Below are 22,553 nucleotides of genomic sequence, written 5' to 3'. Positions count from 1 at the left end.
AACGAAGTGAAAACAACGAACGGCCGTGATCAGTATCACGGTCGTTCTTTTTTACTGCCACTGGATGAGGGACAGCGGGCAATGGATCACCGCAGCGTCTTCCTGTAGTTCTAAGTGCCCTGCTATGCGTCCAGCTTCCATCCATCACGATACGTTCCATGGATGATCTCATGAGCTTTGTCGTTACCGATGACCGCCATGTTTTCGGCGTCCCAATGAATTTGCTTTCCTAGACGCATTGCCAGCACACCAAGCAGAGTAAGCTCGGTTAGCTTCGCCCCGTAACCAAATTCACTCATCGCCGCGGGACCACCCTTGATCGCATCGATCCACTCGCGATGATGGCCGGGCGAGCGAGCGATGGTCGGTGTTGGAGGTGGGGAAGCAGAGGCGAGCGATTCAGGAAATACCGTTGCTTTGCCGCCGGCACCTTGGCAAACCATCACGCCCTTTTCCCCGACAAACATGACACCTCGATAGGGTAAGGGTTGATCCTCGGGGATCGGATCAGGATGTGACGGCTTGAGGCCACCGCTGTACCAATGGATCTGCAGTTCTTCATGGGAGTCGGTGGCGTCGAAATGAAAGTGACCAGCCTCACCGTAAGGAATCATGTCGGGATGAGTTTGGCCGGCCGGAAGCATTTCCACTCGGGACGGCATCCCTAGCTCCAACGACCACATCGCCGAGTCGAGATCGTGACAACCAAAGTCACCCATCGCACCGAGTCCGAATTGCCAAAAGTCACGCCACGCAACCGGGGCATACGCTTCGTGGAAGCCAACGGGGTTTCGAGGGCCGCACCACAAATCCCAATTCAGACCCTTAGGAAGGGATTGCGTTTGGGTGGGTGGTTGCTTGAGCATTTGATTCCAACGGGTTGCTGGAACCCAAGCGTGAACTTCTTTGATCGAACCTAGCACGCCGCTGCGGATCCACTCGACGGTCTCGCGTTGGGTGTCTTGCGAATGGCCTTGGTTACCCAACTGAGTTGACATCCCGGTTTCCTTGGCGACCTTCGCGACTAGTCGTGCTTCCGCAATGTTGTGAGTGAGCGGTTTTTCGCAATAGACATGTTTGCCCGCTCGCATCGCTAACACCGAAATGTGTGCGTGCAAGTGATCGGGAGTCGCACATAGTATCGCGTCAAATTCACTCGACGCGTTGGCTAACATCTCGCGATAGTCAACAAAGTTCTGGACCTTGTATCCTGACTTCGTCGCTGAATAATGTTTTTCGAATTCGGCGGTCGCAGGCTCGCTACCCGCAACTCCTTTGTAGAAGAAATTGCTCAGGTCCCAATGCTTTGCCGGATCAGCGATCGCGGTGATTTGAACATCGTTAAGCGCAAGAAGTTCGCGAGCGTTTTGAAGTCCCCGCCCGCCCGCACCCACCAATGCTACGTTAACCATGTCGCTCGGGGCGGTGGTGCCCGGTCCACCGAGTACGTGACGCGGCACAATCGTCGCGGCGGTGATGGCGGTGCTTGCCTTTAAGAATTCTCGGCGATTTGATGCGGGCATAACAGATATGGCTTTCAGAACGAGCGAACTAGAAGATTCATCACGGGCAACCTGCGCCGTCGATCAGGTTTCTAGTTTACTCCTACGGAGCCACGCTTGCACAAAGGCTGGTTAGGACAAGGAACCGTCCGTCGCTTTCTTGTTTGCCAGGACTTTCCGGTAGACATCTGCCGTCCCTCTTGCCATTGCCAAGTCCGAAAACCGTTTGGCGTGAGTTTCGAAAGCTGTCTCGGCCATCGCGTTCCAGTCATGCTTGCCGGTAACCAACTCGGCGATTGCGTTTGCCAGGCTCTCGGGGTCACGAGGTTCCGCCAACAGGCCTTCGACGCCATGGGTGACGGCCTCGGGAGTTCCTTCGACACGAGTGGCGATAACGGGAACGGCAGCAGCCATCGCTTCTAAAACGACCATCGGTAGTCCTTCGCCGAACAAACTAGGCAAGACCATAGCATCGAGTTTGGCAAGTTCCCCAGGAACATCATTGGTGAATCCAACGCGCTCAATGCGATCCTGAACACCAAGCTTTTGAATCAGCGAGTCCGTGGATTGACGATACTCTTCGGTTTCAAACGGTCCGATGATTCGCAGCACCACGTCATGATGACTTGCTTTGAGTTTCGCCAACGCTTCAAGCATGACTTCAAGCCCTTTGCGAGCACGCATCAAAGCGATCATCCCAATCACCCAGCGTCCGTTCGCGGTTGGAGTTGCCGATCTTGGTGGTCGGATGGCGGGCACACCGTTGTGCACCACGGTAACGCTTTCATCGGGAACACCTTTGGCTATGCAATCGTTGCGAAGACTTTCCGAAACCGTGATCACGTGATCGCAACCTCGCAAGGATTGCCTTTCGATGAACGCGTTGACTCGGTTGGTGATTGGGTTATCACAGTCACGTGACGCTGGCGAGTGAACGTGATAGATCCAGGGGACGCCACACAGCTTGGCGGCGATGGCAGTCACCATAGCGGTTCGCGGAGTGTGGGCGTGAAGGACTTGATACCCCTCGCTGCGAACCAAATCTCTAAGGGCGAACACTGGACGAAAGTCGAAGCGGCCTTTCATCGCCGCGCGATGTCCCCTGCCCCATTGGCCTTGTTGCTGGTCGATCAGTTCCGCGAATCGACCGGGTTTGACGCAGGCAAAATCAGCCGCGACGGCAAACTCGGGCAAGCACCTTCCCAAATGCGATTGGACTCGCTCGGCTCCGGAAAAGTGTTCTCCGTTAACGACATGCAACACGCGCACCAGAGATAATTTGCTGTTTGGCTTGGCCGATGCATGGTCGTCCGTAGCGGACGGAACAACAAAGTCAGCAGATGGGACGGTATGAGCGACCGGCACGGGTGGCTGGAGCATGAAGGCTCAAGTGTCTAGAGAAAGGGAGTGTTGGGTGAGATAACGACGTCTCAGTCGAACTTTGGCCCATAGATCTCAAAGAGGCGAGCCGCCGCCGCCGACTCTGCCGCAACCTACGGCAAGCTCTGCGGGGTGTACGGATTGTTCGGTCTGTTCGGGGGCCGGCCAGAGATGACCGGCTGGACTGGGAGGATACGGGGGCGATTTGTTGGCCATACGGAGGTGATCGGTTGGCGATTCGAGTGGCACCGTAGACTCATGACACTCTGGCTCATTTTCCCCCTTGCCTACTCTTGTGAACGTGCCTGGACTACATTTGACCGCTGCGGAGGACGCCGCACAGAAAATCTAACCCCTTTCCTAACTCCAACCGCGATTTGTACCGTTGAAAGCCAACCTAGTTCTCTTGCCCGGTGACGGCATTGGTCCCGAAATTGTCGCTCAAGCCAAACGAGTACTTGAAGTCATTGCTGCTCGTTTCGACCATGAATTCGAGTACTCGTCACACCTGATCGGTGGCATCGCGATCGACCAGTGTGGCGATCCCTTGCCTCAGGAAACGATTGACGCCTGCAAGCAAAGCGACGCGATTCTGCTTGGTGCCGTAGGGGGACCCAAATGGGACGACCCTTCGGCGAAGACGCGGCCTGAAGCTGGTTTGTTGAAGATCCGCAAAGAACTGGGGCTGTTCGCTAATCTACGTCCGATCAAATTGTTCGATGAGTTGATTGATGCGTCGCCTCTGCGTCGCGACATCATCGAAGGCACCGACATTTTGTTCTTCCGAGAACTCACTGGCGGAATCTACTTCGGTGAATCCGGCCGAAGTGGTAGCGGCGACACCGAGTCTGCCTATCAAATGATGGTTTACAGTGTTCCCGAAGTCGAACGAATTGTGCGTTTGGCCGCCAAGGCGGCTAAGCAGCGTGATAATCGCTTGACCAGTGTCGACAAGGCCAATGTACTTGAGCCGAGTCGACTGTGGCGCAGCGTTGCCGCTCGCGTGATGAAGGAAGAATTTCCCGAAGTTCAATACGACGTTGTGCTCGTGGATTCGATGGCAATGCACCTAATCAATCGTCCTCGTGACTTTGACGTCGTCGTGACCGGCAATATGTTCGGTGACATCCTGACCGACGAAGCGTCCATGCTGCCTGGATCACTTGGCATGTTGCCGAGTGCGTCACTGGGCGATGGCGGTCCCGGCCTTTACGAGCCGATCCACGGTTCAGCACCTGACATCGCTGGCAAAGGACTCGCAAACCCATTGGCGACTATTTTGGCCACGGCGATGTTGATGCGACATTCGTTAGGACTCAATACCGAGGCGGAAACGATCGAGTGGGCCGTGTCGGCTGTTCTAGCTGATGGCCTTCGTACCGCGGATATCGCTCGCGGTGGCGACGCCATCAGCACCGAAGCGATGGGCGATGCTGTCGTCGCACAACTTACGGTCTAGGTCCATCGAAACGTTCTTATGATGCCCATCGCTCAAATTCAATGGCACGATCCCCGCACATACATGTTGCTGGCGGTCATCCTTGGCACGCTGGGAATCGCGTCAATTGTCGGGGTGGTGATGTCGCGTCGAGAAAAGATCGGCGTGGAATCCGCTTTGATACAGCGGTTCAATCACAAACTTCGCGTTTGGTGGTTGATGGTCGTCATTTTCTCGCTCGCGTTCTTCTTGCATCGCATCGGTGTTGTGGTGCTTTTCGGCATGGTGTCGTTTTGGGCGTTGCGAGAGTTCATCACGATGACGCCGACCCGACGTGGAGACCACCGGACGTTGTTCTGGGTGTTCTTCATCTTCACCCCGTTGCAGTACGTTCTGATCGCGTTGGGGAGCGACCCGCCGGCGCGAATGGGCGGCAACGACGGCGTGGACTACTACGACTACTACAGCATCATGATCCCGGTGTATGCGAGTCTGTTTATTCCTGCGCGGGCAGCGATAGCGGGCGACTACAAACGGTTCCTTGAACGCAGTGCGAAAATACAGTCAGGCCTGCTGATTTGCGTGTATTCGTTGAGCTATGCACCCGCGATCCTTGATCTTCGCATGAAGCAGACCGGCGGAGCGTTGTGGGAAGGTAGCACGGTCAGTGTGCTGATTTTCTTCGTGCTCATCGCCCAGTTGGCATCCGTACTCGAACGTGGGTGGGGCAAGCTTGCCGGTCGACACGTCATCGCCGAAAAGATCAATGCTTCGCGGACGTGGGAAGGCTTCTTAGGGTCGATGGTGACGACCGGTTTGATCGCCTCGGCGCTGTACTGGGCAACGCCTTTTCATCCTTGGGAAGCCGGTTTACTTGGCGCCGTGGTCACCGTGATGGCTTGCGCGGGAACGCTGACGATGAGTGCAATTAAACGAGATCGCGGCGTCACCGATACGGGGACTCTCGTTCAAGGTCACGCAGGCGTTCTCGACCAGATCGACAACGTATGTTTTGCCGCGCCTGTCTTTTATCACCTGACTCGCTTCTTTTGGTCGGTATGACACTCACACTCATTGATACCCATGCTCACCTCAATGTGAGTGCGTTTGAAAACGACGTCGACGATGTGGTTCAGCGATCTCGAGCAGCCGGCGTGACCGGCATCATGGTGATCGGGATCGACGTGGCAACCAGTCGCCGAGCTTGTGAATTGGCCGCTCAATATCCCGACTATCTCTTTGCAGTCGTTGGGATTCAGCCCAATTCAGCCAAGGAAGCTTTGCCCGATGACTTCGCGGTGATTGAAGAGTTGGTCAAGCTGCCCGGTGTCAAAGCCATTGGCGAAACCGGTCTGGATTGTTATTGGGACGATACACCGATCGAAATGCAGCATGACTTTTTTGATCGGCACATGGCACTATGTCGCCAAACCGAGTTGCCAATGGTGATCCACATGCGCGAAAGTGGCGATCTAATTTTGGAACAACTGCGACGGCAATCCACGGTCCCGGCGGGTGTGATGCATTCCTTCACCGGTGACAGGGCATTGGCGGAAAGTTGCCTGGACTTGGGGCTGATGATTAGCTTCGCGGGAATGGTCACCTTCAAGAAGAGCGAAGACCTTCGCGAGGTGGCTCGAGTGATTCCTGAGGATCGAATTCTTATCGAAACCGATTCACCGTATCTCAGTCCTGAACCCTTCCGAGGCAAACGTCCCAACGAACCCGCGCGTGTCGAGCATACGCTGCGGTGCCTAGCCGACGTTCGCGGCGTAAGTGCTGAATCGCTAGCTGCTATCACAACCAACAACGCAAAGCGGCTATTTCAATTGCCGAACTAGCCTAGCGACCAAACTACTGGTCGGACGTAGATAGCTCGTTTCCGTTGGCGACTTCAAGAAACCGTTGACGATAGATCAGCTTTTCCCACCAGGACGGGATTCTAAGTCGTGGGTCATCAAAGGGAATGGTATTTTGCTTGCCCCGTCGAGTTCGCAGCAGGATCCCATCGTCGTGGACCTCTTCCACCACCCAGAACTTATCAACCATGTACTGGTAGGTCTCGCCGCCGCTTGAAGCGCGTACGTCGACGGCACGCGGGCCAGGCGCCTTGCTGCTTTTTTGCTTTCGGTAGATTACCCAATCACCGACTTTTATTTTTGAGGGGTCCATGCCGTAACAACCTTCGTCCAAGAAACACTCCGTCATCGTCTAAGATCATCGCTCATTGTGGAGATGAATTCCAGTCTACGTGTTCCAACGAAGCAAATATTCATCTTGCGCGGGATGTGCAGCACAGGCGTCTCATTACCGGATGACGTCTAATGAGTTGACTTTAATTTCCGAAAAGTCAATCACTTGATCACGATGCGGAGCCCAATCGTCACCGCTACCACCGAAGAACGTGCTGAAGTAGAACCGATCCACCGGTGCTTGGTTGCCGCTTCGCAGCCTTAGTGATTCTTGATCGAGTGCTAGTTCGCCGTTGATCCAGATACGTATCCGACCATTGCGTTGACCGGGGTCATTCACGCGAACCTCTTCACGGATCTGATACCACTTACCCGGCCGAAACGTTACGTAAAGTGGAAAGTCTTCACCCTGCCGTTTGCGTTGATCCATGTGATAAAGATAAAGCACCGCCGCGCCGCGTTTTCGCCACATCAGTCGCGCGGTCCATCCATCACCATTGGGCTTCACGAGACCCGACGTCGCCTCCCCGCCCGCGAGCCCGGGTAGTTTGCCGCCTTTGACAAACTCAAAATTCTCGGCAAAACGCACGCGGTACTCACAAACCGCAGCTTTCGATGGTTCGAGTTCGAACATCATTTGGGCGCCACTGTTCCGCGTTCCCACGCCTCCTTTGGGATACCTTACCCGAAGAATTTCTTGCGTCGTGGTTGGCTCATTCCCCAACGTGTTCGACTGAGTTGATCGGGAATCTCTGCCGTTTTCTGTTCGAAAAAGTTCTAAGCGGTCGTAGAGGTCCGACCAAAGCAACTTGGGACAGTGCTCTTTTAGTTCGGCTTCGGTGACAACACCCTCCGGCAAAGCCGCCGCAGGAAAGATCCATCCCGCTGCTAGCAGGAGAAAGCCGACAATTGCAGTACAGGCGATCATGGGTGTTTTGGGGTTGGAATTCGGGACGATGAATCAAGTTCAGCGTTTCAATTTATTTGACACCGACCACGACTGCGACAAATACCAACAGCATTGTGAGAGAAAAGGCCATCTGCATTTTGGGAATCAGCGCGTCAAAGATGGACTCGTTGGAACCCTGAGTTCCGCTGCTTGATTGACGGTGAGAATCCCATTTCTGACGGTGAAGGTGAAACATCGTGTAGATTTTCACGCTACTGCCGACCCATTGGGTGTAAAGCAAAAGCGGAATGTCAGTGAAGCTCATTCGGTGACCTTCGAGCGTCAAGATCAGGGCGTAGATGAGTCTGGCCAGCACTACCAGCATGCCATATGCCACTAAGTAGTACGGGGAAATCCAAAACGCGGCCCAAATTGCCGCAATCGGACCCAACAGACTCGTGAACATCGAAATGCGCTGGTCGATATGGCACCACCAAATAAACGGCTTTTGGCAACCGAGTCCCAGCCGAATCGCGCGGCCATTGTTGCGAAGCATGTTGCCAAACCAACGATGCATCTTCTTGATGCTCATCGTGATCGGTTTAGGCCCGGAATCTTCCATGCAGAAAATATGAGCGTCGGGCACATACAACATTTCGCAACCACGCTTGAGCAAGCAGTACCACGTGCTCTTGTCATCGCCAGTCACAAACTTGATTTCGCCGTGCAGCCAGTGCTTGATACGGTCGTTTTCCAAATAGGAAACAAACTCGTCGTTAAGAGCTTCTTTGGCTCGTATGATGCTGAACCTGCCGGTTAAAACCAACAACTGGCTCGACAAGCTCTGAGACTTCATCATCCGATGTCGCATGGAAAACCGCAGCGTGTACCACTTGCGGTACATCCAATTGCCTTTGGTGACCGAGATATTGTCAGTCGTGACGGCACCGAGCTTGGGACGAAGGGCAAAAAGCGGAAAGCACTTGTTTAAGATTCCGTTGCCCAGGACGGTATCACCATCCATCAAGATGATCACATCATTATCATCGACCTCTTCGTCCATCAATCGAGACATGCAGTCCGCCATGCCGGGACGTTTTCCGCCGTGCTGGCGAATGTACCGCACTTCCACATTGGGTAGCGAAGGACGCTCGGCAAGCAGGTCTTGAAAGATCGCGTCATCTCGCTCGCTGCCTGCGTTGACGACGATGATCACTTGACTCGAAATCGTTGCCGCCTCATCGAGAACCGAGCCGAGCATCAAACGAGATACCTCGGGTTTTTCCCCGGCTGTTGGAATGATGAAGAACGCTCGCTTAGGCATGCGTTCTTCCGCGGGCAATTGATCCGCTTGAAAACGAATCTTCGGATACATGTAGTGTTCGTAGAGGGCTGCACGAACACAGTGCGTCAACACGCATCCATAACGAAACAGTCCAATGAATCCGATCACAACAATGGATTCAAGCGGTATTCGTTGTGCTTTCTCGGGCAACGAAATGAACACAAGCACGATCAATAATAGGTATGCCCCGATGATCGGCAGTGTTTTGATCAGTCGAACGGTTGTCGATATGTCGTAGCGGATACTGGATGAGGACATCGAATCAGGAAGCTAAGCGTGCGAGTTAAATAGTTGGATGATCACTTCGTCATTGCGACTTGGATTTTTTTCTTTCCTAGCGAGGCAGTTTCCTGCCGCTCGGAATCGTCGCTTCCTGGCACCGTTTCACCTCGCCAAACAGCAATCTTGTCGTTGATCCAACGTTTCATGTCTTTCAAGTGATCCTTCACTCGTACGGTCATGTTCAATCGCAGACCCGAAGGAACGGGCTGGCCTTCGAAATCAATCGCTACACGAATCGGAACTTCCAACGGACCACCGCGGAAATCGGCGTTGTAACCACCATGGCCATAAACCGAGCGATGACCTACTCCATCGACAATCCCAACGGTCGTGATTCCCAGCGAAGGTATCTCGATCTCAACCGGCTGACCGGGGCGAATCTCGGGTGCAAGGTAGGCCGCAACGTGTCCCGTTGCCCAGCCACCATCTTCAGCGCTTAACGCCAACATTTGATCAGCGACTCGTAACGTCTCCCCTTCGCTTCGATAGATCGCGTAGACGGTCCCGTCCGAAGGTGCTTGAAGTTCGATTGGTCCGGCCGAAGCAAGCAACACATCACGTGTTTCCTGTAGTTCCTTAATTGCCGCCTCGGCGCAGGCAATCTTGGTTTGCAGTTCGCTCAGCGGATTCACCACTCCGCTTTCGTTGATGATGATCTGCGACTGGGCAGCTTCTTTTGCCAAGGCAAGAGTCTCGATCACCGCACTTTGACGGATTTTTTCTGCGTTGGCCGTGGCAAGCATCGCTTTGGCTTCATCCACTTCAGCTAACGCAACGTTGCCTCGAGCAATTAACGGTTGCAAACGTGCTAGTTGTGCTTCAGCGGCTGAGTGCATTGCATCGGCGCTCAGCATTTCTGCTTTGGCCACGTTGATGTCGCGTTCCACTTTCATGGTCGCAAAGCGGAATAGGTCAGTGACTTTGGCTGCTTCGCTTCGATACGCTTCAGCTTCGGACATCGCTCGTTTCAGTTGCGATTCGAGGATCGCTAGATCTTCGGCGGCCTCTCGATTGCTAAGTCGCGCCAACGTTTGACCGGCTTTGATTTCTTCACCAGTTTCAACAAGTACATCAATCAGTTGTGCTTGCTCGGGTGCATTGACAGGAATGAAGTTACCCACCATGACGCTATTGTTCACCGCGACTGTGGATCGTGATTGAACCATGTACCCGACCCAAAGTGCGACGAGCAGCATGGATGCAGCCAACACCGCCATCGCAGCCATCTTCTTTAGCGTTGACGCGCGTTTGGGTGCCAAAGCTACTTCAGCCTTGGGTTCCTTCTTTCCCCCCTTTGCCAAATCGTCGTAAGACATGTCGTGAAGTTCGTCGCGACCGTCAGATCCAACTCGCTTGCGAATTCGTTGAAGTTGCTCGCGTCCTTGGATCGAGAAGTCGTAAAAACCCATCGTCAAGCGATCACCCTTAACGCGACGTGGACGAAACTGAACATCGACTTTCTCATTGCCGCTGACAATCGTCCCCTGGCGCGTTTGAGGTGAAGCGTTGGGATCGAATTCTTTGGCAAGCGTTTCGGATTGGATTTCAAACGTGTACTCGTCGAAATCGAGCACCTGGTACAGTTGGTCATCCAGATTCAGCGCCACTGCGAATTCACCGGTGGACCGTTGGGGACTTCGAGGTGGAACGTTGCTTGTGTTACTTCGTTCGCCAAGAGCGACCGTTCCCGACGTCATGCGACCGCGGGAAGTCGAAGCATTTAGATTGCTAAAGGGGTGGTAGTGATTCGGGCTCGGACCGTCGATCCGTTCCTGGGGGGTCTTCATGGGAAAATCCAGTGGACTGAAAAGGGCATTCAAACGAAGCTCACCGGTGTTTCCCGGTAAGAGACGGCGAATTTCAACCCGAGGATAATACGAGCCCGAAATTAGAATGCAAATGTATCCTAGGTGCCCCATCCCCCCTGTTTTGCTGCAGGATTCGAGCTGCGGTTGGGGATCGGGGCCGTTCGAAACGGCTTAGGTCCGTTTCTGCTCCCTATAACGCCTAGGCAGACTCTTCCGATTCTTCTGGTTTTTTCTTCGTTAACGTTTCCCCGGCACTCGACTTCTCTTTGTGCCGAAGAATCCCTTGAGACCAGACAGTTAAGCTTTGATGACGAGAAACTAGGGAGGGGACGTATCGTGGATCTAAACAGTCGCTACCACGAACGAACCTCAATGGCGATTGGCTTCGCATCTTTGTCGCTGGCCGTGTTCATGCTTTTGCACTCAGGTTGCGCAACAGTCGGTCCTGACTATGGGGGTGTCGAACCTCCACCACTTAACGCAGGCTTTTTGGGTGACAATGCAGAGGGTTCAGTCACGCAAATTTCAAGCGAATCCACGAGTGGTTTGGACGATGCACTGAACTTAGCCCTAGCCCAGCAAGAACATCCTGCGGATTGGTCTTTCTTGAACGACGAATACCTTCCGATGCTGATCGCGAGAAGTGTTCGTGATAATCCATCGGTCGACGAGCTGACTTGGCGGATTCAAGAAGCAAAGAGTGTGGTCCGCATCGTCAGTGGCCAAGCTGATCCGTTTGCTGATGCCTTTACAACATACGAACGCCGCAAACGCAGCTCCAATGCCCAACCATTCGTGGCGAGCAACGGCAGTCCGTTTCACTTCTTTTCTCTTGGCGTGGACTCGCGGTGGGAGATCGACATCGTCGGTCGCATCGCTCGAGAAACCGAAGCCGCAAAAGCGGATTACCAAGCGACTGAAGAAGACCTTGTAAACCTTCGCCGCGTTCTCGCAGCGGACATTGCTCGCGCCTACATCAACTTACGCCTCAACCAAGAACTACTTCGTCAGAACCAACTCAATTTGAAGGTGCAACGCGATAGCATCGAGGAAGTCGAAGATCGGATCGAGGCTGGGCAGGTCACGCGACTAGATTTGGTTCAGCTCCAAAGCCGCATCGGATTGACCGAATCGGATCAACCCATTTACGAACAGGGCATCCAGCAGAGCTACAACTTGATTGCTCTGCTGATGGGAACGACGCCTAGCGAATGTGAGGCGTACTTACTGCGACCGACGTCGCAGTTGTCACCGCCGCCGATTTCGCCGGAGGTACCGGCCGAGTTGCTTCGTCGTCGTCCCGATGTTCGCCGTAGCGAAAGAGAAATTGCTGCGGCTTGCGCCAGAATCGGTGTCGCCAAAGCGGAGTACTATCCCCGATTGTCTTTGCTGGGGACGGTGTCGGTAGACTCGCGAAAAGTTTCGAACTTGCTGGATTACGATTCACTTGTCTTTGCCTTTGGCCCAGGCGTTACATGGAATATCTTGTCGCTCGGTCGAATCGAGGCGCAAGTCGATATTCAAAAGGCGCAGCTCAAGCAGGCCATCGCGCGGTATCGTCAATCAGTGCTGGTGGCTGTTTCTGAAGTCGAAAACGCGCTGGCGGCGCAGGGCCAACAGCGACGACGCATCGAAATCCTGACCCAAACCGTAAACGATTCAGGCGAGGCCGTTGAATTGGCTCGCCAGCAATATGGGGCGGACAAAGCGTCGCTCGAGCGAGTGGTTTCCAACCAGCGTAGGTTGCTGCGGAGCTCCATTGAGTTGGCTCGTGCCCGGGCTGATTCGGCCACGGCGGCGGTCGACTTGTTCCAGGCTCTTGGCGGTGGAGACGTTCGATTGACGGCGTGGCAACAAGCGGTTTGCGGGCACAGCGAACCCTGCGGGGGCCAGTCTACGGAATACGTCAGCAGCGGTTTCTAGTCGATTGGGGTCTCCTGCAAGGTTTTTGGCCTAGTTTGATTCGCCCCACTCGCGTCGCCCCACTCGCGTCGCCCTACTTCGCGTCGCCCTACTTCGCGTCGCCCCACTTCGCGTCGGGCGGGTGATCGTTCACAATCGTGAACCTTGACTGAAGTTTTCCTCTCTTTTCATTCGCCCGCGAGCGGTTGTCGTTCGCCCCCCGGCGTTTGAGTGGCCATTGATTCATGCGTGTTCTATCTGGAATTCAACCTACCGGCCGTCCCCATTGGGGCAACTTTTTTGGTGCTATTCGTCAGTACATTGATTTGCAAGACGAGCATGAAGGGTTTTACTTCATCGCTGACCTGCACGCACTGACAACAGTCCGCGACCCCGAGTTGTTGCGATCCTACGTTCTTGACGCCGCCTTGGACCTCTTGGCGTTGGGACTTGATCCAACCAAAGCAACGATGTTTGTCCAATCATACGTGCCCGAAGTGAGCGAACTGAATTGGTTGCTGCTTTCGAACGCGTCGATGGGACTATTGGAACGATGTACCGCCTTCAAGGAAAAGAAAGAACGCGGCTTGGCTGCCAATGCCGGGTTGTTTACGTATCCGGTATTGATGACCGCTGACATCTTGGTCTACGACAGTCAGATTGTGCCGGTGGGGGCGGATCAAATCCAACACATCGAAGTTTGTCGCGATTTGGCATCGAGCTTTAACCATGCCTACGGTGAAACGTTTGTATTGCCAAAAGCCAAGACATTGGATCATGGTGCGAAGGTGCCAGGGACCGACGGGCAAAAGATGAGCAAGAGTTACGACAACACGTTGCCACTCTTTGGCGACGTAAAAAAGATTCGTAAGCAGATCATGCGCATCACTACCGATAGTCGTGCAATGGAAGATCCCAAGGATCCCGAAGACGATCATTTGTTCGATCTTTATCGCTTGTTTGCTGACCAACCGTCCATCGACCAAATGGCAGCGATGTATCGCCGTGGCGGGTTTGGTTATGGAGAGGTGAAAAAGGCGGTCGCGGAAGCAAGCGAACAGTATTTCGCTGGGGCACGGGAAAAACGAAGCGATCTCGAGAAGAACCTCGATTACGTTCACCAGACGCTCCGCGATGGAGCTGACCGTGCTCGCGAAGTTGCGGGGGAAGTTCTTTCTCGCGCCCAAAAAGCCTGTGGTGTCCGCTAAGCTACGTGCATGGCGATACTAGGAATCGGAACAGAGATCATTGAATGTTTGCGCATTCAAAAAATGATCGAAGCACATGGCGAGCAATTTCTCGAACGAGTCTACACGGCTGGCGAGATCGCGTATTGTTTGGGAGCGGTGAATTCAAATTTGAATTTCGCTAAACGATGGGCCGCCAAAGAGGCCACGATGAAAGCGATGCGATGCCGCAACCAAGGCGTGCGTTGGATCGACATCGAAGTTGTGATGATCGTTGGCGAAGGCCCTTCCCTTGAACTGGCGGGTGCCGCGGTTGATTGGGCCGAGCAGGTCGGCATTGAAAAGTTGCACATTGCGATGGGCGGATGTCGGACCCACGCGACAGCCTACGTTTTAGCGACCGATGAACTGGAGTGACACAAGTGATTGCCGCGCGTAGGCAGTCGCTTTGTACAATTGGATAGGTCTTACCTCATCCGTGAAAACGGGTTTCAAGGAATCAGTCGATGTTTAGGATCGCACTTCACTGGCAAATACTCATCGGTATGATCGCCGGCACGTTGCTGGGGGCTTGGTTAAACATCTTTGCATCTGACCGAACGGTGAATTTGAGCGAAGGTTTACCGGCTTCCGTGGTTACGGCGCAGATTGTGGATTCGTCAGAGCGGACTGAGATTCGTTATTTGACCAAAGACGATCGTTCAGTGTCTTGGATCATCGACCCGATCGTGTCAGGGGATCGTTCTGTACGTAGTGTGGCGGCCTTGGAAAGCGAAGATTCTCTCGCCGCAAGTCTTTATCTAGATCATGGACAAAGCACGGCCAAACGATTCGGTAACTGGTTCAAACGTATCGGTGGGCTGTTTCTGCGGATGTTGCAAATGGTTGCTGTGCCATTGATCGTGACGTCGTTGCTCTGTGGCATCCTGGGACTCGGGGCTGCGGAAGGCGTCGGACGCATGTTTCGCCGTACTATTTTGTATTACATGGCAACCAGCGTGCTCGCGATTTTGACGGGGCTGTTTGTCGTGAACTTGATCCGCCCAGGGTTGGGTCAGGACATTGCAAAGAATGCCAAGTTAGCCGCGCCAGTTAAAGCTGAATCGCTTGGTGATGTATTGTTTCATCAAGTTGAAGCGTTGATTCCTAGTAATCCAATCGGTGCTCTCGTCGAACCGAACTTCCTTTCGATTATCGCATTTACGATTGCGATTGGATTGTTCACGTTGCGTGCAAGCGAATCCACTCGCACGAGAATTCTTGATGCGACCAGTGCGGGATTCGAAGTCATCATGGCGCTTACTACAGCGATCATACGCTTGGCACCGATCGGCGTGTTTTTCTTGATTGCATATGTGACAGCGACTCAGGGTGTCGGAGTTTACCGAGCACTTGGGCTGTATGTGATCGCCGTCATGGTGGCGTTAGCGATCCATGCTCTTATCACGTTGCCGTTGATTCTATGGTTCTTTGCTAAACGCAATCCGTTGGATTATTTCAAGGCAATGGCACCCGCACTGCTGACCGCGTTTAGTAGCGCCAGCAGCAATGGGACTTTGCCTCTGACAATGTCGGCGGTGGAAGAGCGCGCAGGAATCAGCAACAAGACTGGATCGTTCGTATTGCCCTTGGGCGCGACCGTTAACATGGACGGTACTGCTCTTTACGAAGTGGTTGCGGTTCTATTCATCGCACAGCTTCACTTCGGCCAAAACTTACCGTTCACCCAACAGGTGATTGTCGTAATCACCGCACTTCTAGCCAGTGTCGGTTCAGCCGGGATTCCGCATGCGGGTCTGGTGATGATGGTCATTATTCTGCAAGCGGTCGGATTACCGATTGAAATGCAGGGCATTATCCTGGCCGTCGATCGTGTGCTCGACATGGCACGGACGAGTGTCAACGTTTGGAGCGATTCATGTGGTTGTGCCGTCATAGAGCGATTTGACCTCGCCGATGCTACGCCGCCCACGCCGGCCGCACCGGTTGCCTGAACTTGGTGAGTGCACACTGCATCGGGCCCGCATCGTTGACGACCGCTGCGAATCGTCGACAATCCTGGCAATCTCTTGTTTCTATGGCAACATCCCTGCCAGACCATTGGAGATACCCGTCCATGGGTGGCCGGTCCTATGGCACACCAAATGACTTGATCGAACGAGAAGTGAAGAATGGCTAAATCAAAACGTAAGAGCAAGTCAAAGGCCGGTTACAGCGGAAACCATCAACGCGGTTGGTTATGGGGCCACCATGCGGTAACCGAAACCCTAACGACCGGGACTTGGCCCGTACGCGAGATCTATGCTACGTCCGCAGCGATGGATCGTTTTTCGGATCTTTTGCAGGCGAAGCAGAGCGAGGGAATTCCTCTGGAGGTAGTCGACGGGGCGAGGCTTGAACAGCTATCGGGGTCGAGCGAGCATCAAGGTCTGGTTATTCGATTAGGAGCGTTTCCGTACCAAACTTTGGATCAACTGCTTTCAAGATTCGATCAACCAAACGAAAATTCGTCGGTGCCGCTGGTAGTGATTTGTGATCGATTGCAGGATGCGTTTAACTTCGGAGCCATCCTACGTTGTTGCGACGGAGCCAGCGCGGTCGGTGTCATCGTCGGCGACCACGCTCAAGCCGAGGTCACGCCCCATGTCGTGCGGTCCTCGTCCGGGGCTGTTAATCACTTGGCAATCGCGAAAGTGACGGATTTGATTGCGACAGCGAACTTGCTAAAGGACAAAGGCGTGCAAGTGATCGCGGCAGACTCAAATACGCAAACAAGCGTATGGGATTCGAACTTGTCGGGACCCACGGCGCTGGTGATCGGCAGCGAAGCAACTGGCATTGAACCAGAGCTATTGGCGATGTGCGATCAACGAGTCTGCATTCCGATGCAAGGCAAAGTCACGTCGCTCAACGCTGCGGTCGCCGCTGGGATATTGCTGTACGAAATTCGTCGCCAGCAACATTGCGTGGCGGGAACGTCGGGTGATGCGGCTAAGGTTGCCAGCCCGAACTAGAACAAGCGGTTGAGTCCATTGAGCGCTGCGACGCGATACGCTTCGGCCATGGTCGGGTAGTTGAACGTGGTTTCGATGAAGTAGTTCATCGAATTGGGCGCACCCTCGGGGCTCATCACGCTTTGGCCGATGTGGATGATCTCAGAAGCGTTGGCGCCAAAGCAGTGAACTCCAAGGACTTCCAGTGTCTCCCGATGAAACAAAAGCTTCAGCATCCCTACCGTTTGGCCAGTGATTTGAGCACGAGCTAAGCTCTTGAATTGGGCTTGGCCGACTTCGTAGGGAATGCACGCCTCGGTGAGTTCGCGTTCGGTCTTGCCAACGGAACTGATCTCGGGACTTGTGTAGATTCCGGTGGGGATATCATGCAGACGCAGGTTTCCGTCGGCCATGCCCAACATGTGCATGCCAGCGGATCGCCCTTGCGTGTAGGCAGCGCTGGCTAGCGAAGGAACGCCGATAACGTCGCCCACAGCGTAAATGTGAGGCACCGCAGTTTGGAAGTGTTCGTCGATCGGGATCTGTCCGCGTCGATTAGGAACTAGACCGATGTTTTCAAGTCCTAAATCTTCAGTGTTGCCGCTACGTCCGTTGGCCCACAACAACGCGTCTGTCTTAACTCGCTTGCCGCTCTTTAATTGCAATACAACTCCATCATCTTCACCGGTGATTGATTCCATTGCTTCGTTGTGGCGGATGACCACGCCTTGGTCGCGAAGGTGGTACGAGATCGCGTCGATGATTTCGTCGTCTAAAAATTCAAGCAACTTTGCACGCGTGTTGATCAGGTTGACCTTGATCCCCAAGTTGCGAAACATCGAAGCGTATTCAACACCGATGACGCCGGCGCCATAGATGCACAAGGAAGTGGGCTTATGTTCCATCTCAAGCACCGTGTCGCTGTCGTAAATGCGAGGGTGATTGAAGTCAGCATCGGCGGGGCGATAAGGACGCGAGCCGGTCGCAATGACAAAATGTTTTGCGGTGATGGGTTCATCGCCGTCGATCGAAACAGAATGCTCATCAACAAAGCGAGCTTGGCCCTGGTAGATCGGAACATCGTTTCTGTCATAAAACGACTGCCGCATGGTGACCTGCTGTCCAATGATCGCTTGTGTGCCACGACGAAGTTGCTCAAGGCTGGGCCGCGTGTTGATCCCCATCTCTCGCAATGCTGGGTTCTTCAGAGCGGTCATTGTGGAAGTGATGGCGTGGCGCAGAGCTTTGCTGGGGATCGTGCCCCAGTGTGTGCAGCCCCCGCCAATTTGACGGAATCGTTCGGCAACCGCGACTCTCATGCCACCTTTGGCGCACTGCATCGCAGCGCCTTCTCCACCGGGTCCGGTGCCAATGACAAACAGATCGTAGTCGTATTTCCTATCGCTCATTGCGTCTTGCTCGTTAAGCTATTGGGTAGCTGAATTAAATTTGCGTCTAATGAAGGGGTGTGTTTTACGATGTTGATCGCGTGCGTCCAGACCGATATTGACTTTGCGGATGTGAAAGCCAATCAAACCCGCGTTTTTCAGTGGCTGGAAAAAGCCGCGGCTGCTAACGCTCAACTGGTGGTGTTTCCCGAATGCATGCTCACCGGTTATGCGTACGATTCTCGCGAAAGTGCAAGTAACGTTGCGATTTCGGTCGACTCTGCAATTCTGACCGAGCTAGCCGCAGCCGCCAAGGACTATGGTTTGCACGCCACGCTCGGCTTCCTCGAATCGGATGGCGAAAGACTCTACAATTCAGCGGCTTTGATTGGCCCGCAGGGTGTAGTGGGGGTCTATCGGAAAATTCATTTGCCCCACTTGGGCGTCGACCGTTTTGTTGACCGCGGTGATATCCCCTACCGAACGCTGGCCGCAGGCGATGCCAACGTTGGGCTTGCGATCTGCTACGACTCGTCGTTTCCCGAACCTATGCGAGTATTGGGGCTCGCAGGTGCCGACATTATCGCTTTGGGAACGAATTGGCCGGTAACGGCAGCTCGGACTGCTGATTTGGTTCCTGCTTCGCGAAGTATGGAAAATCACTTGTTCTTCGTAGCGGCGAACCGAATTGGGGAAGAGAACGGATTTGAGTTCTGCGGTCGCAGTTCGATTTGTGGTCCCGACGGTGTCGTGTTAGCGCAAAGCAACGACGATCAGCCGGTAATGTTGCTCGCAGACGTCGATCTGGCTCAGGCTCGCAACAAGCGGATCGAACGTACCAAAGACGCTCATGTGATCGATCGATTCAAAGACCGTCGTCCCGAATTCTATGGCGACATCGCGGCTCAGAATCGCGACATGTCGTAACTCAATCACTTCCCGCTCTCGTCAAGCGTGTTCCAGCGAAGGCTCGCGTTTGTCAGCTAAGGAAACGTCGGTTGAAGGACCGATTTCATCTTCAACGTACTCTTGAACATCCAGGTGTCCGCCAGCGCTGTGATAGATCGAATACGTCACCGGTACTAGGTAAAGGACTACGATCGTTGCGAATAGCTCGCCAAACGCAATGCTAGTTGCCATGGGAATCAAGATCTGGGCCTGAATGGATGACTCCATCAAGATCGGTATCAAGCCACCGATCGTTGTGATCGTGGTTAGCATCACGGGACGAAAACGTCGTATACCAGATTCTTCTAAGGCTTCTCGGATCGGCATTCCTTCCCGAACTCTCGCATTAATAAAGTCGATCAAGACAATGGAATCGTTCACCACGATGCCGGTCAACGCGATGATGCCATAGAAGCTAAACAGAGTGAGCGGCAATCCCATCAACATATGGCCGGCGACGGCACCAAGTGCTCCAAACGGGATGATTAGCATCACTAGCAGTGGCTGTATCGACGACTTGAACTCGATCGCCAGCAGAATGTACATCGCGACTAGAGCTACGCCGAAACCTGCGAACAGACTTCCAAAAGATTCGCTGCGTCGTTCTTGTTGACCTTCCCAGCGCACTCGCAGATCGGGGAACTCAGCCAGCAATGCGGGTTGAAAATTAGCTTGCAGGTCAGCAACGATTTCTTCAGCGTTGCCTTCATCTTCATCCAAGTCTGCCGAAACGGTGATGGTGCGAGCTTGGTCGGTGCGATTGATTTGGGCATAGCCGCGGACAACATCAATCTCGGCAAGTTGAGTGATCGGGCGCTCAGCACCGTCTTCCAAACGCACGCGTACCTCGTCAAAGTTGGAAAGTAGCCGGCGATCCTCGCGAGGATACGTGACCATGATTTTGACTTCATGGCGGCCGCGTTGAACTCGCATCACCTCTTCGCCGTAGTATGCCGCGCGAACCGTTTCGGCAAGGTCAGCGGTGCGAACACCCATAGCAAACGCTTCGGGTTTGATACGAAAACGGTACTCCCATTTCCCAGGTACCGAATCGTCTTTGATGTCTGAGACGCCCGGGTACTCTGCTAACTTGGCTTTGCTTCGCTCAACAGCGGCGTCGATATCGGCGACGGCTGCGGAAGGACCTAAGATCTTGAACTCGATAGGTGTTCCCCCGGGGCCGAATGAACGAGTTCCAATGCTCAATTCTTCGGTGCCAATGATTGGTCCAACCGCGTCGCGCCAACGGCTGACGATTTCTCGACTGTGGACGCCTCGGTCTTCCGCCTTGACGAGTTCGACCTCGACGCTGCCGCGATGTCCACCCGATCCACCGGACGACCCGCCAAATCCACCTCCCGAAACTGATGTTCCGACCACTCGATAAGAGGTCTTGGCGATCTGCTTGCCTTCTTTCTCCAAATCCTCCACTACTTTCCAGAAGGCATCTTCGCATTGCTGTGTGGCAGCTAAGGTCATCGCTTCCGGTGTTCCGTCAGGAAAGACGACGTTCGCCGTTAGCGTGTTTCCATCCACGCTGGGAAAGAAGCTTTGCTTGATGAAGCCAGCCTTCTTGAGCCCCGCCGCTAAGATTAAGACTCCTACGCACATCGCCATCACGACCATGCGATTGTTAAGACTAAGCCGTAGTGTCGGCGAGTAAATACGACGGACATACAAGTCCAACAAGTAAGTGCCCGCACGGTTCGCGTACGAAGCAGGAATCAACAACCACTTGAACGCGAAAAAGACGACATTGAAAAATCTAAAAAGTCCGCTTTCTTTGTGTGCCAAGTGACAGGGTAGGATCGTGACGCATTCGATCAATGACACAAACAGCATCGCAATGATCGCGGCCGGCATCACTGCCGTAAATTTGCCCATCGTTCCACTGACAAACAACAACGGTGCAAACGCGACAACCGTCGTCAACACGGCGGTCGTGACCGACGGTATCACTTCATAGGTGCCATCCATTGCAGCCTGGAAGTACGATTTTCCCATTTGCCGGTGGGCGAAAATGTTCTCGCCCACCACGATAGCGTCATCGACAACGATGCCTAAAGCCATCACGAAGGCAAACATCGAAATTTGGTTAAGTGTTTGACCAGTCAGGTACAAGAACACCCCGGAACCTAATAGAGAAAACGGAATTCCTAGCGCTACCCAAAATGCGAGCTTGGGGTCCAGGAACAACATCAAGAGAACAAAAACGATGACCAGCCCTTGGATACCATTGCGGATCAGTAGATCTAATCGTCCTCGCACCTCGATGGACTCGTCGCCCCACGTAACGAGTTCGTAACCCGGCGGCAGCGATACGTTGTCGATGTATTCCTTGACTGCGTCGATCATCGCGAACAAGTCTTCGGATGTGCTGCGTTGCACCGACATCGCGAGCGCCGGTTTACCATTGATGAAGTTGATAGCCGTTGAATCGGCAAACTCATCCCGCACCGTTCCCAAGTCACCAACCGTCAACACACCGCCACCGGGTTCGGTTACCAGAGGCAATTCTGCTAGTTCCGGTCCATTGGTTCGACGGTTATTGCCTCGCAGCAGCACCTCTTGCGATTGGCTGCGAATGGATCCGGCGGGCAGTTCACGATTTTCGCGTCGGATCGCATCGGCGGCCTGGCGAAGTGTCATGCCGTGGGACCGCAGGTTGTCTTCGGGAATTTCGATGTCGATCTGATATTGCCGAGCGGCCAAGAAATCGACTTGCGATACTTCGTTGATCTCTAGCAATCCATCGCGAACTCGCTCGGCGACTTCTCGTAATTGCAATTCTTCGTCGACATCAATGCTAAGGGGACCTGACTGACGCGAATCTCGCTTGGGCGCAATGATGCCGATGCGTATGGAGGCTCTGCGGTTGGTCAACAGTGTTATTTGCGGCTCTTCGGCTTCGAGAGGAAAGCTGGGGATGCGATCAATCTCACTTCGCACTTCATCGAGTACGCGATCGGGCTTTCGACCACCGGACACCAATTCAAGGGTGACGCTGCATGAACCTTCCGAAGCAGTGGACGTTACTTTCTTGATGCCTTCGATAGCCCGCACCGCTTCTTCAATTTTTTGAGCGATGCCCTCTTCGACTTCTTGCGGGGCCGCCCCGGGATACGGAACAACAACCGATATTCGATCGAGGTCAAACTCAGGAAACGATTCGCGTTGCATAGCACGCAAGCAGAACCAGCCGACGACCATCATCGACACCATGCACAGATTTAGCGCTGACGAATTCAGAATCGATGCGCGGATAATGGACTTCATCTTGCGGTCGCTCTCGTCGCTAA

17 protein-coding genes are annotated in these 22,553 nt (G+C 53.8%); 9 read left to right on the top strand and 8 right to left on the bottom strand.

The features are described 5' to 3' along the window. Nucleotides 1-122: 122 nt before the first annotated feature. Together Pla22_RS02305 and Pla22_RS02300 are read right to left on the bottom strand one after the other, a co-directional pair. Complete coding sequence (locus Pla22_RS02305) at nt 123-1,523, bottom strand: Gfo/Idh/MocA family protein (protein WP_146513160.1); 1,401 nt, start codon at nt 1,521-1,523, stop codon at nt 123-125. A 111-nt stretch (nt 1,524-1,634) separates the two neighbouring features. Beyond that, entirely contained in the window at nt 1,635-2,882 is a 1,248-nt protein-coding gene (locus Pla22_RS02300; protein WP_146513159.1) for a glycosyltransferase family 4 protein, read from the bottom strand. A gap of 385 nt (nt 2,883-3,267) precedes the next feature. Between Pla22_RS02300 and leuB the strand changes: the two genes are divergently transcribed. From leuB to Pla22_RS02285, 3 genes are read left to right on the top strand one after another with little or no spacing between them, the layout of a single operon-like run. Beyond that, nucleotides 3,268-4,341, top strand: coding sequence for a 3-isopropylmalate dehydrogenase (leuB, locus tag Pla22_RS02295; RefSeq protein ID WP_146513158.1), 1,074 nt, complete (start codon nt 3,268-3,270; stop codon nt 4,339-4,341). A gap of 18 nt (nt 4,342-4,359) precedes the next feature. After that, nucleotides 4,360-5,382, top strand: coding sequence for a phosphatidate cytidylyltransferase (locus tag Pla22_RS02290; RefSeq protein WP_242631748.1), 1,023 nt, complete (start codon nt 4,360-4,362; stop codon nt 5,380-5,382). Continuing rightward, on the top strand, nt 5,379-6,161 hold the full coding sequence (locus Pla22_RS02285; protein ID WP_146513157.1) for a TatD family hydrolase: 783 nt from the start codon (nt 5,379-5,381) through the stop codon (nt 6,159-6,161). The genes Pla22_RS02290 and Pla22_RS02285 overlap by 4 nt, the downstream gene beginning before the upstream one ends. Before the next feature lie 13 nt (nt 6,162-6,174). On the opposite strand, the gene Pla22_RS02280 is transcribed toward Pla22_RS02285, so the two are convergent. The 4 genes from Pla22_RS02280 to Pla22_RS02265 all read right to left on the bottom strand — a co-directional run bounded on the left by Pla22_RS02280 (nt 6,175) and on the right by Pla22_RS02265 (nt 10,815). Then, a complete protein-coding gene (locus Pla22_RS02280; RefSeq protein WP_146513156.1) occupies nt 6,175-6,492 on the bottom strand; it encodes a hypothetical protein in 318 nt (105 codons plus the stop codon). Between the two features lie 135 nt (nt 6,493-6,627). Further along, nucleotides 6,628-7,440 carry a polysaccharide lyase gene (locus tag Pla22_RS02275; RefSeq protein WP_146513155.1) on the bottom strand — a complete coding sequence of 271 codons (813 nt, stop codon included), beginning with the start codon at nt 7,438-7,440 and terminating at the stop codon, nt 6,628-6,630. Nucleotides 7,441-7,492: 52 nt separating this feature from the next. Continuing rightward, on the bottom strand, nt 7,493-9,004 hold the full coding sequence (locus Pla22_RS02270) for a glycosyltransferase (protein ID WP_146513154.1): 1,512 nt from the start codon (nt 9,002-9,004) through the stop codon (nt 7,493-7,495). A gap of 41 nt (nt 9,005-9,045) precedes the next feature. Continuing rightward, the gene (locus Pla22_RS02265; RefSeq protein WP_165440486.1) at nt 9,046-10,815 is read right to left on the bottom strand and encodes an HlyD family secretion protein; all 1,770 of its coding nucleotides are present in this window, start codon (nt 10,813-10,815) and stop codon (nt 9,046-9,048) included. Nucleotides 10,816-11,172: 357 nt separating this feature from the next. Between Pla22_RS02265 and Pla22_RS02260 the strand changes: the two genes are divergently transcribed. The 5 genes from Pla22_RS02260 to rlmB all read left to right on the top strand — a co-directional run bounded on the left by Pla22_RS02260 (nt 11,173) and on the right by rlmB (nt 16,939). After that, entirely contained in the window at nt 11,173-12,759 is a 1,587-nt protein-coding gene (locus tag Pla22_RS02260) for an efflux transporter outer membrane subunit (protein ID WP_146513152.1), read from the top strand. Nucleotides 12,760-12,983: 224 nt separating this feature from the next. After that, nucleotides 12,984-13,946, top strand: a complete 963-nt coding sequence (gene trpS, locus Pla22_RS02255) for a tryptophan--tRNA ligase (protein ID WP_146513151.1) — start codon at nt 12,984-12,986, stop codon at nt 13,944-13,946. Between the two features lie 9 nt (nt 13,947-13,955). After that, nucleotides 13,956-14,342, top strand: a complete 387-nt coding sequence (locus Pla22_RS02250; protein WP_146513150.1) for a holo-ACP synthase — start codon at nt 13,956-13,958, stop codon at nt 14,340-14,342. Nucleotides 14,343-14,431: 89 nt separating this feature from the next. After that, nucleotides 14,432-15,919, top strand: coding sequence for a dicarboxylate/amino acid:cation symporter (locus tag Pla22_RS02245; protein ID WP_146513149.1), 1,488 nt, complete (start codon nt 14,432-14,434; stop codon nt 15,917-15,919). A gap of 177 nt (nt 15,920-16,096) precedes the next feature. After that, the gene (rlmB, locus tag Pla22_RS02240; protein ID WP_146513148.1) at nt 16,097-16,939 is read left to right on the top strand and encodes a 23S rRNA (guanosine(2251)-2'-O)-methyltransferase RlmB; all 843 of its coding nucleotides are present in this window, start codon (nt 16,097-16,099) and stop codon (nt 16,937-16,939) included. Here the strand turns inward: rlmB and sthA are convergent. Next, on the bottom strand, nt 16,936-18,327 hold the full coding sequence (gene sthA, locus Pla22_RS02235; RefSeq protein WP_146513147.1) for a Si-specific NAD(P)(+) transhydrogenase: 1,392 nt from the start codon (nt 18,325-18,327) through the stop codon (nt 16,936-16,938). The genes rlmB and sthA overlap by 4 nt on opposite strands. Before the next feature lie 69 nt (nt 18,328-18,396). Between sthA and Pla22_RS02230 the strand changes: the two genes are divergently transcribed. Further along, nucleotides 18,397-19,233 (top strand): carbon-nitrogen hydrolase family protein, encoded by an 837-nt coding sequence (locus Pla22_RS02230; RefSeq protein ID WP_146513146.1) that lies wholly within the window; start codon nt 18,397-18,399, stop codon nt 19,231-19,233. Between the two features lie 21 nt (nt 19,234-19,254). Here Pla22_RS02230 and Pla22_RS02225 read toward each other — a convergent pair whose 3' ends face one another. Continuing rightward, on the bottom strand, nt 19,255-22,530 hold the full coding sequence (locus Pla22_RS02225; protein ID WP_146513145.1) for an efflux RND transporter permease subunit: 3,276 nt from the start codon (nt 22,528-22,530) through the stop codon (nt 19,255-19,257). Nucleotides 22,531-22,553 lie beyond the last annotated feature (23 nt).

It is taken from the genome of Rubripirellula amarantea (assembly GCF_007859865.1).
GTDB lineage: Bacteria > Planctomycetota > Planctomycetia > Pirellulales > Pirellulaceae > Rubripirellula > Rubripirellula amarantea.
Note: the sequence above shows the minus strand (reverse complement) of the source record. Positions and strands in the feature narration are given on the sequence as shown.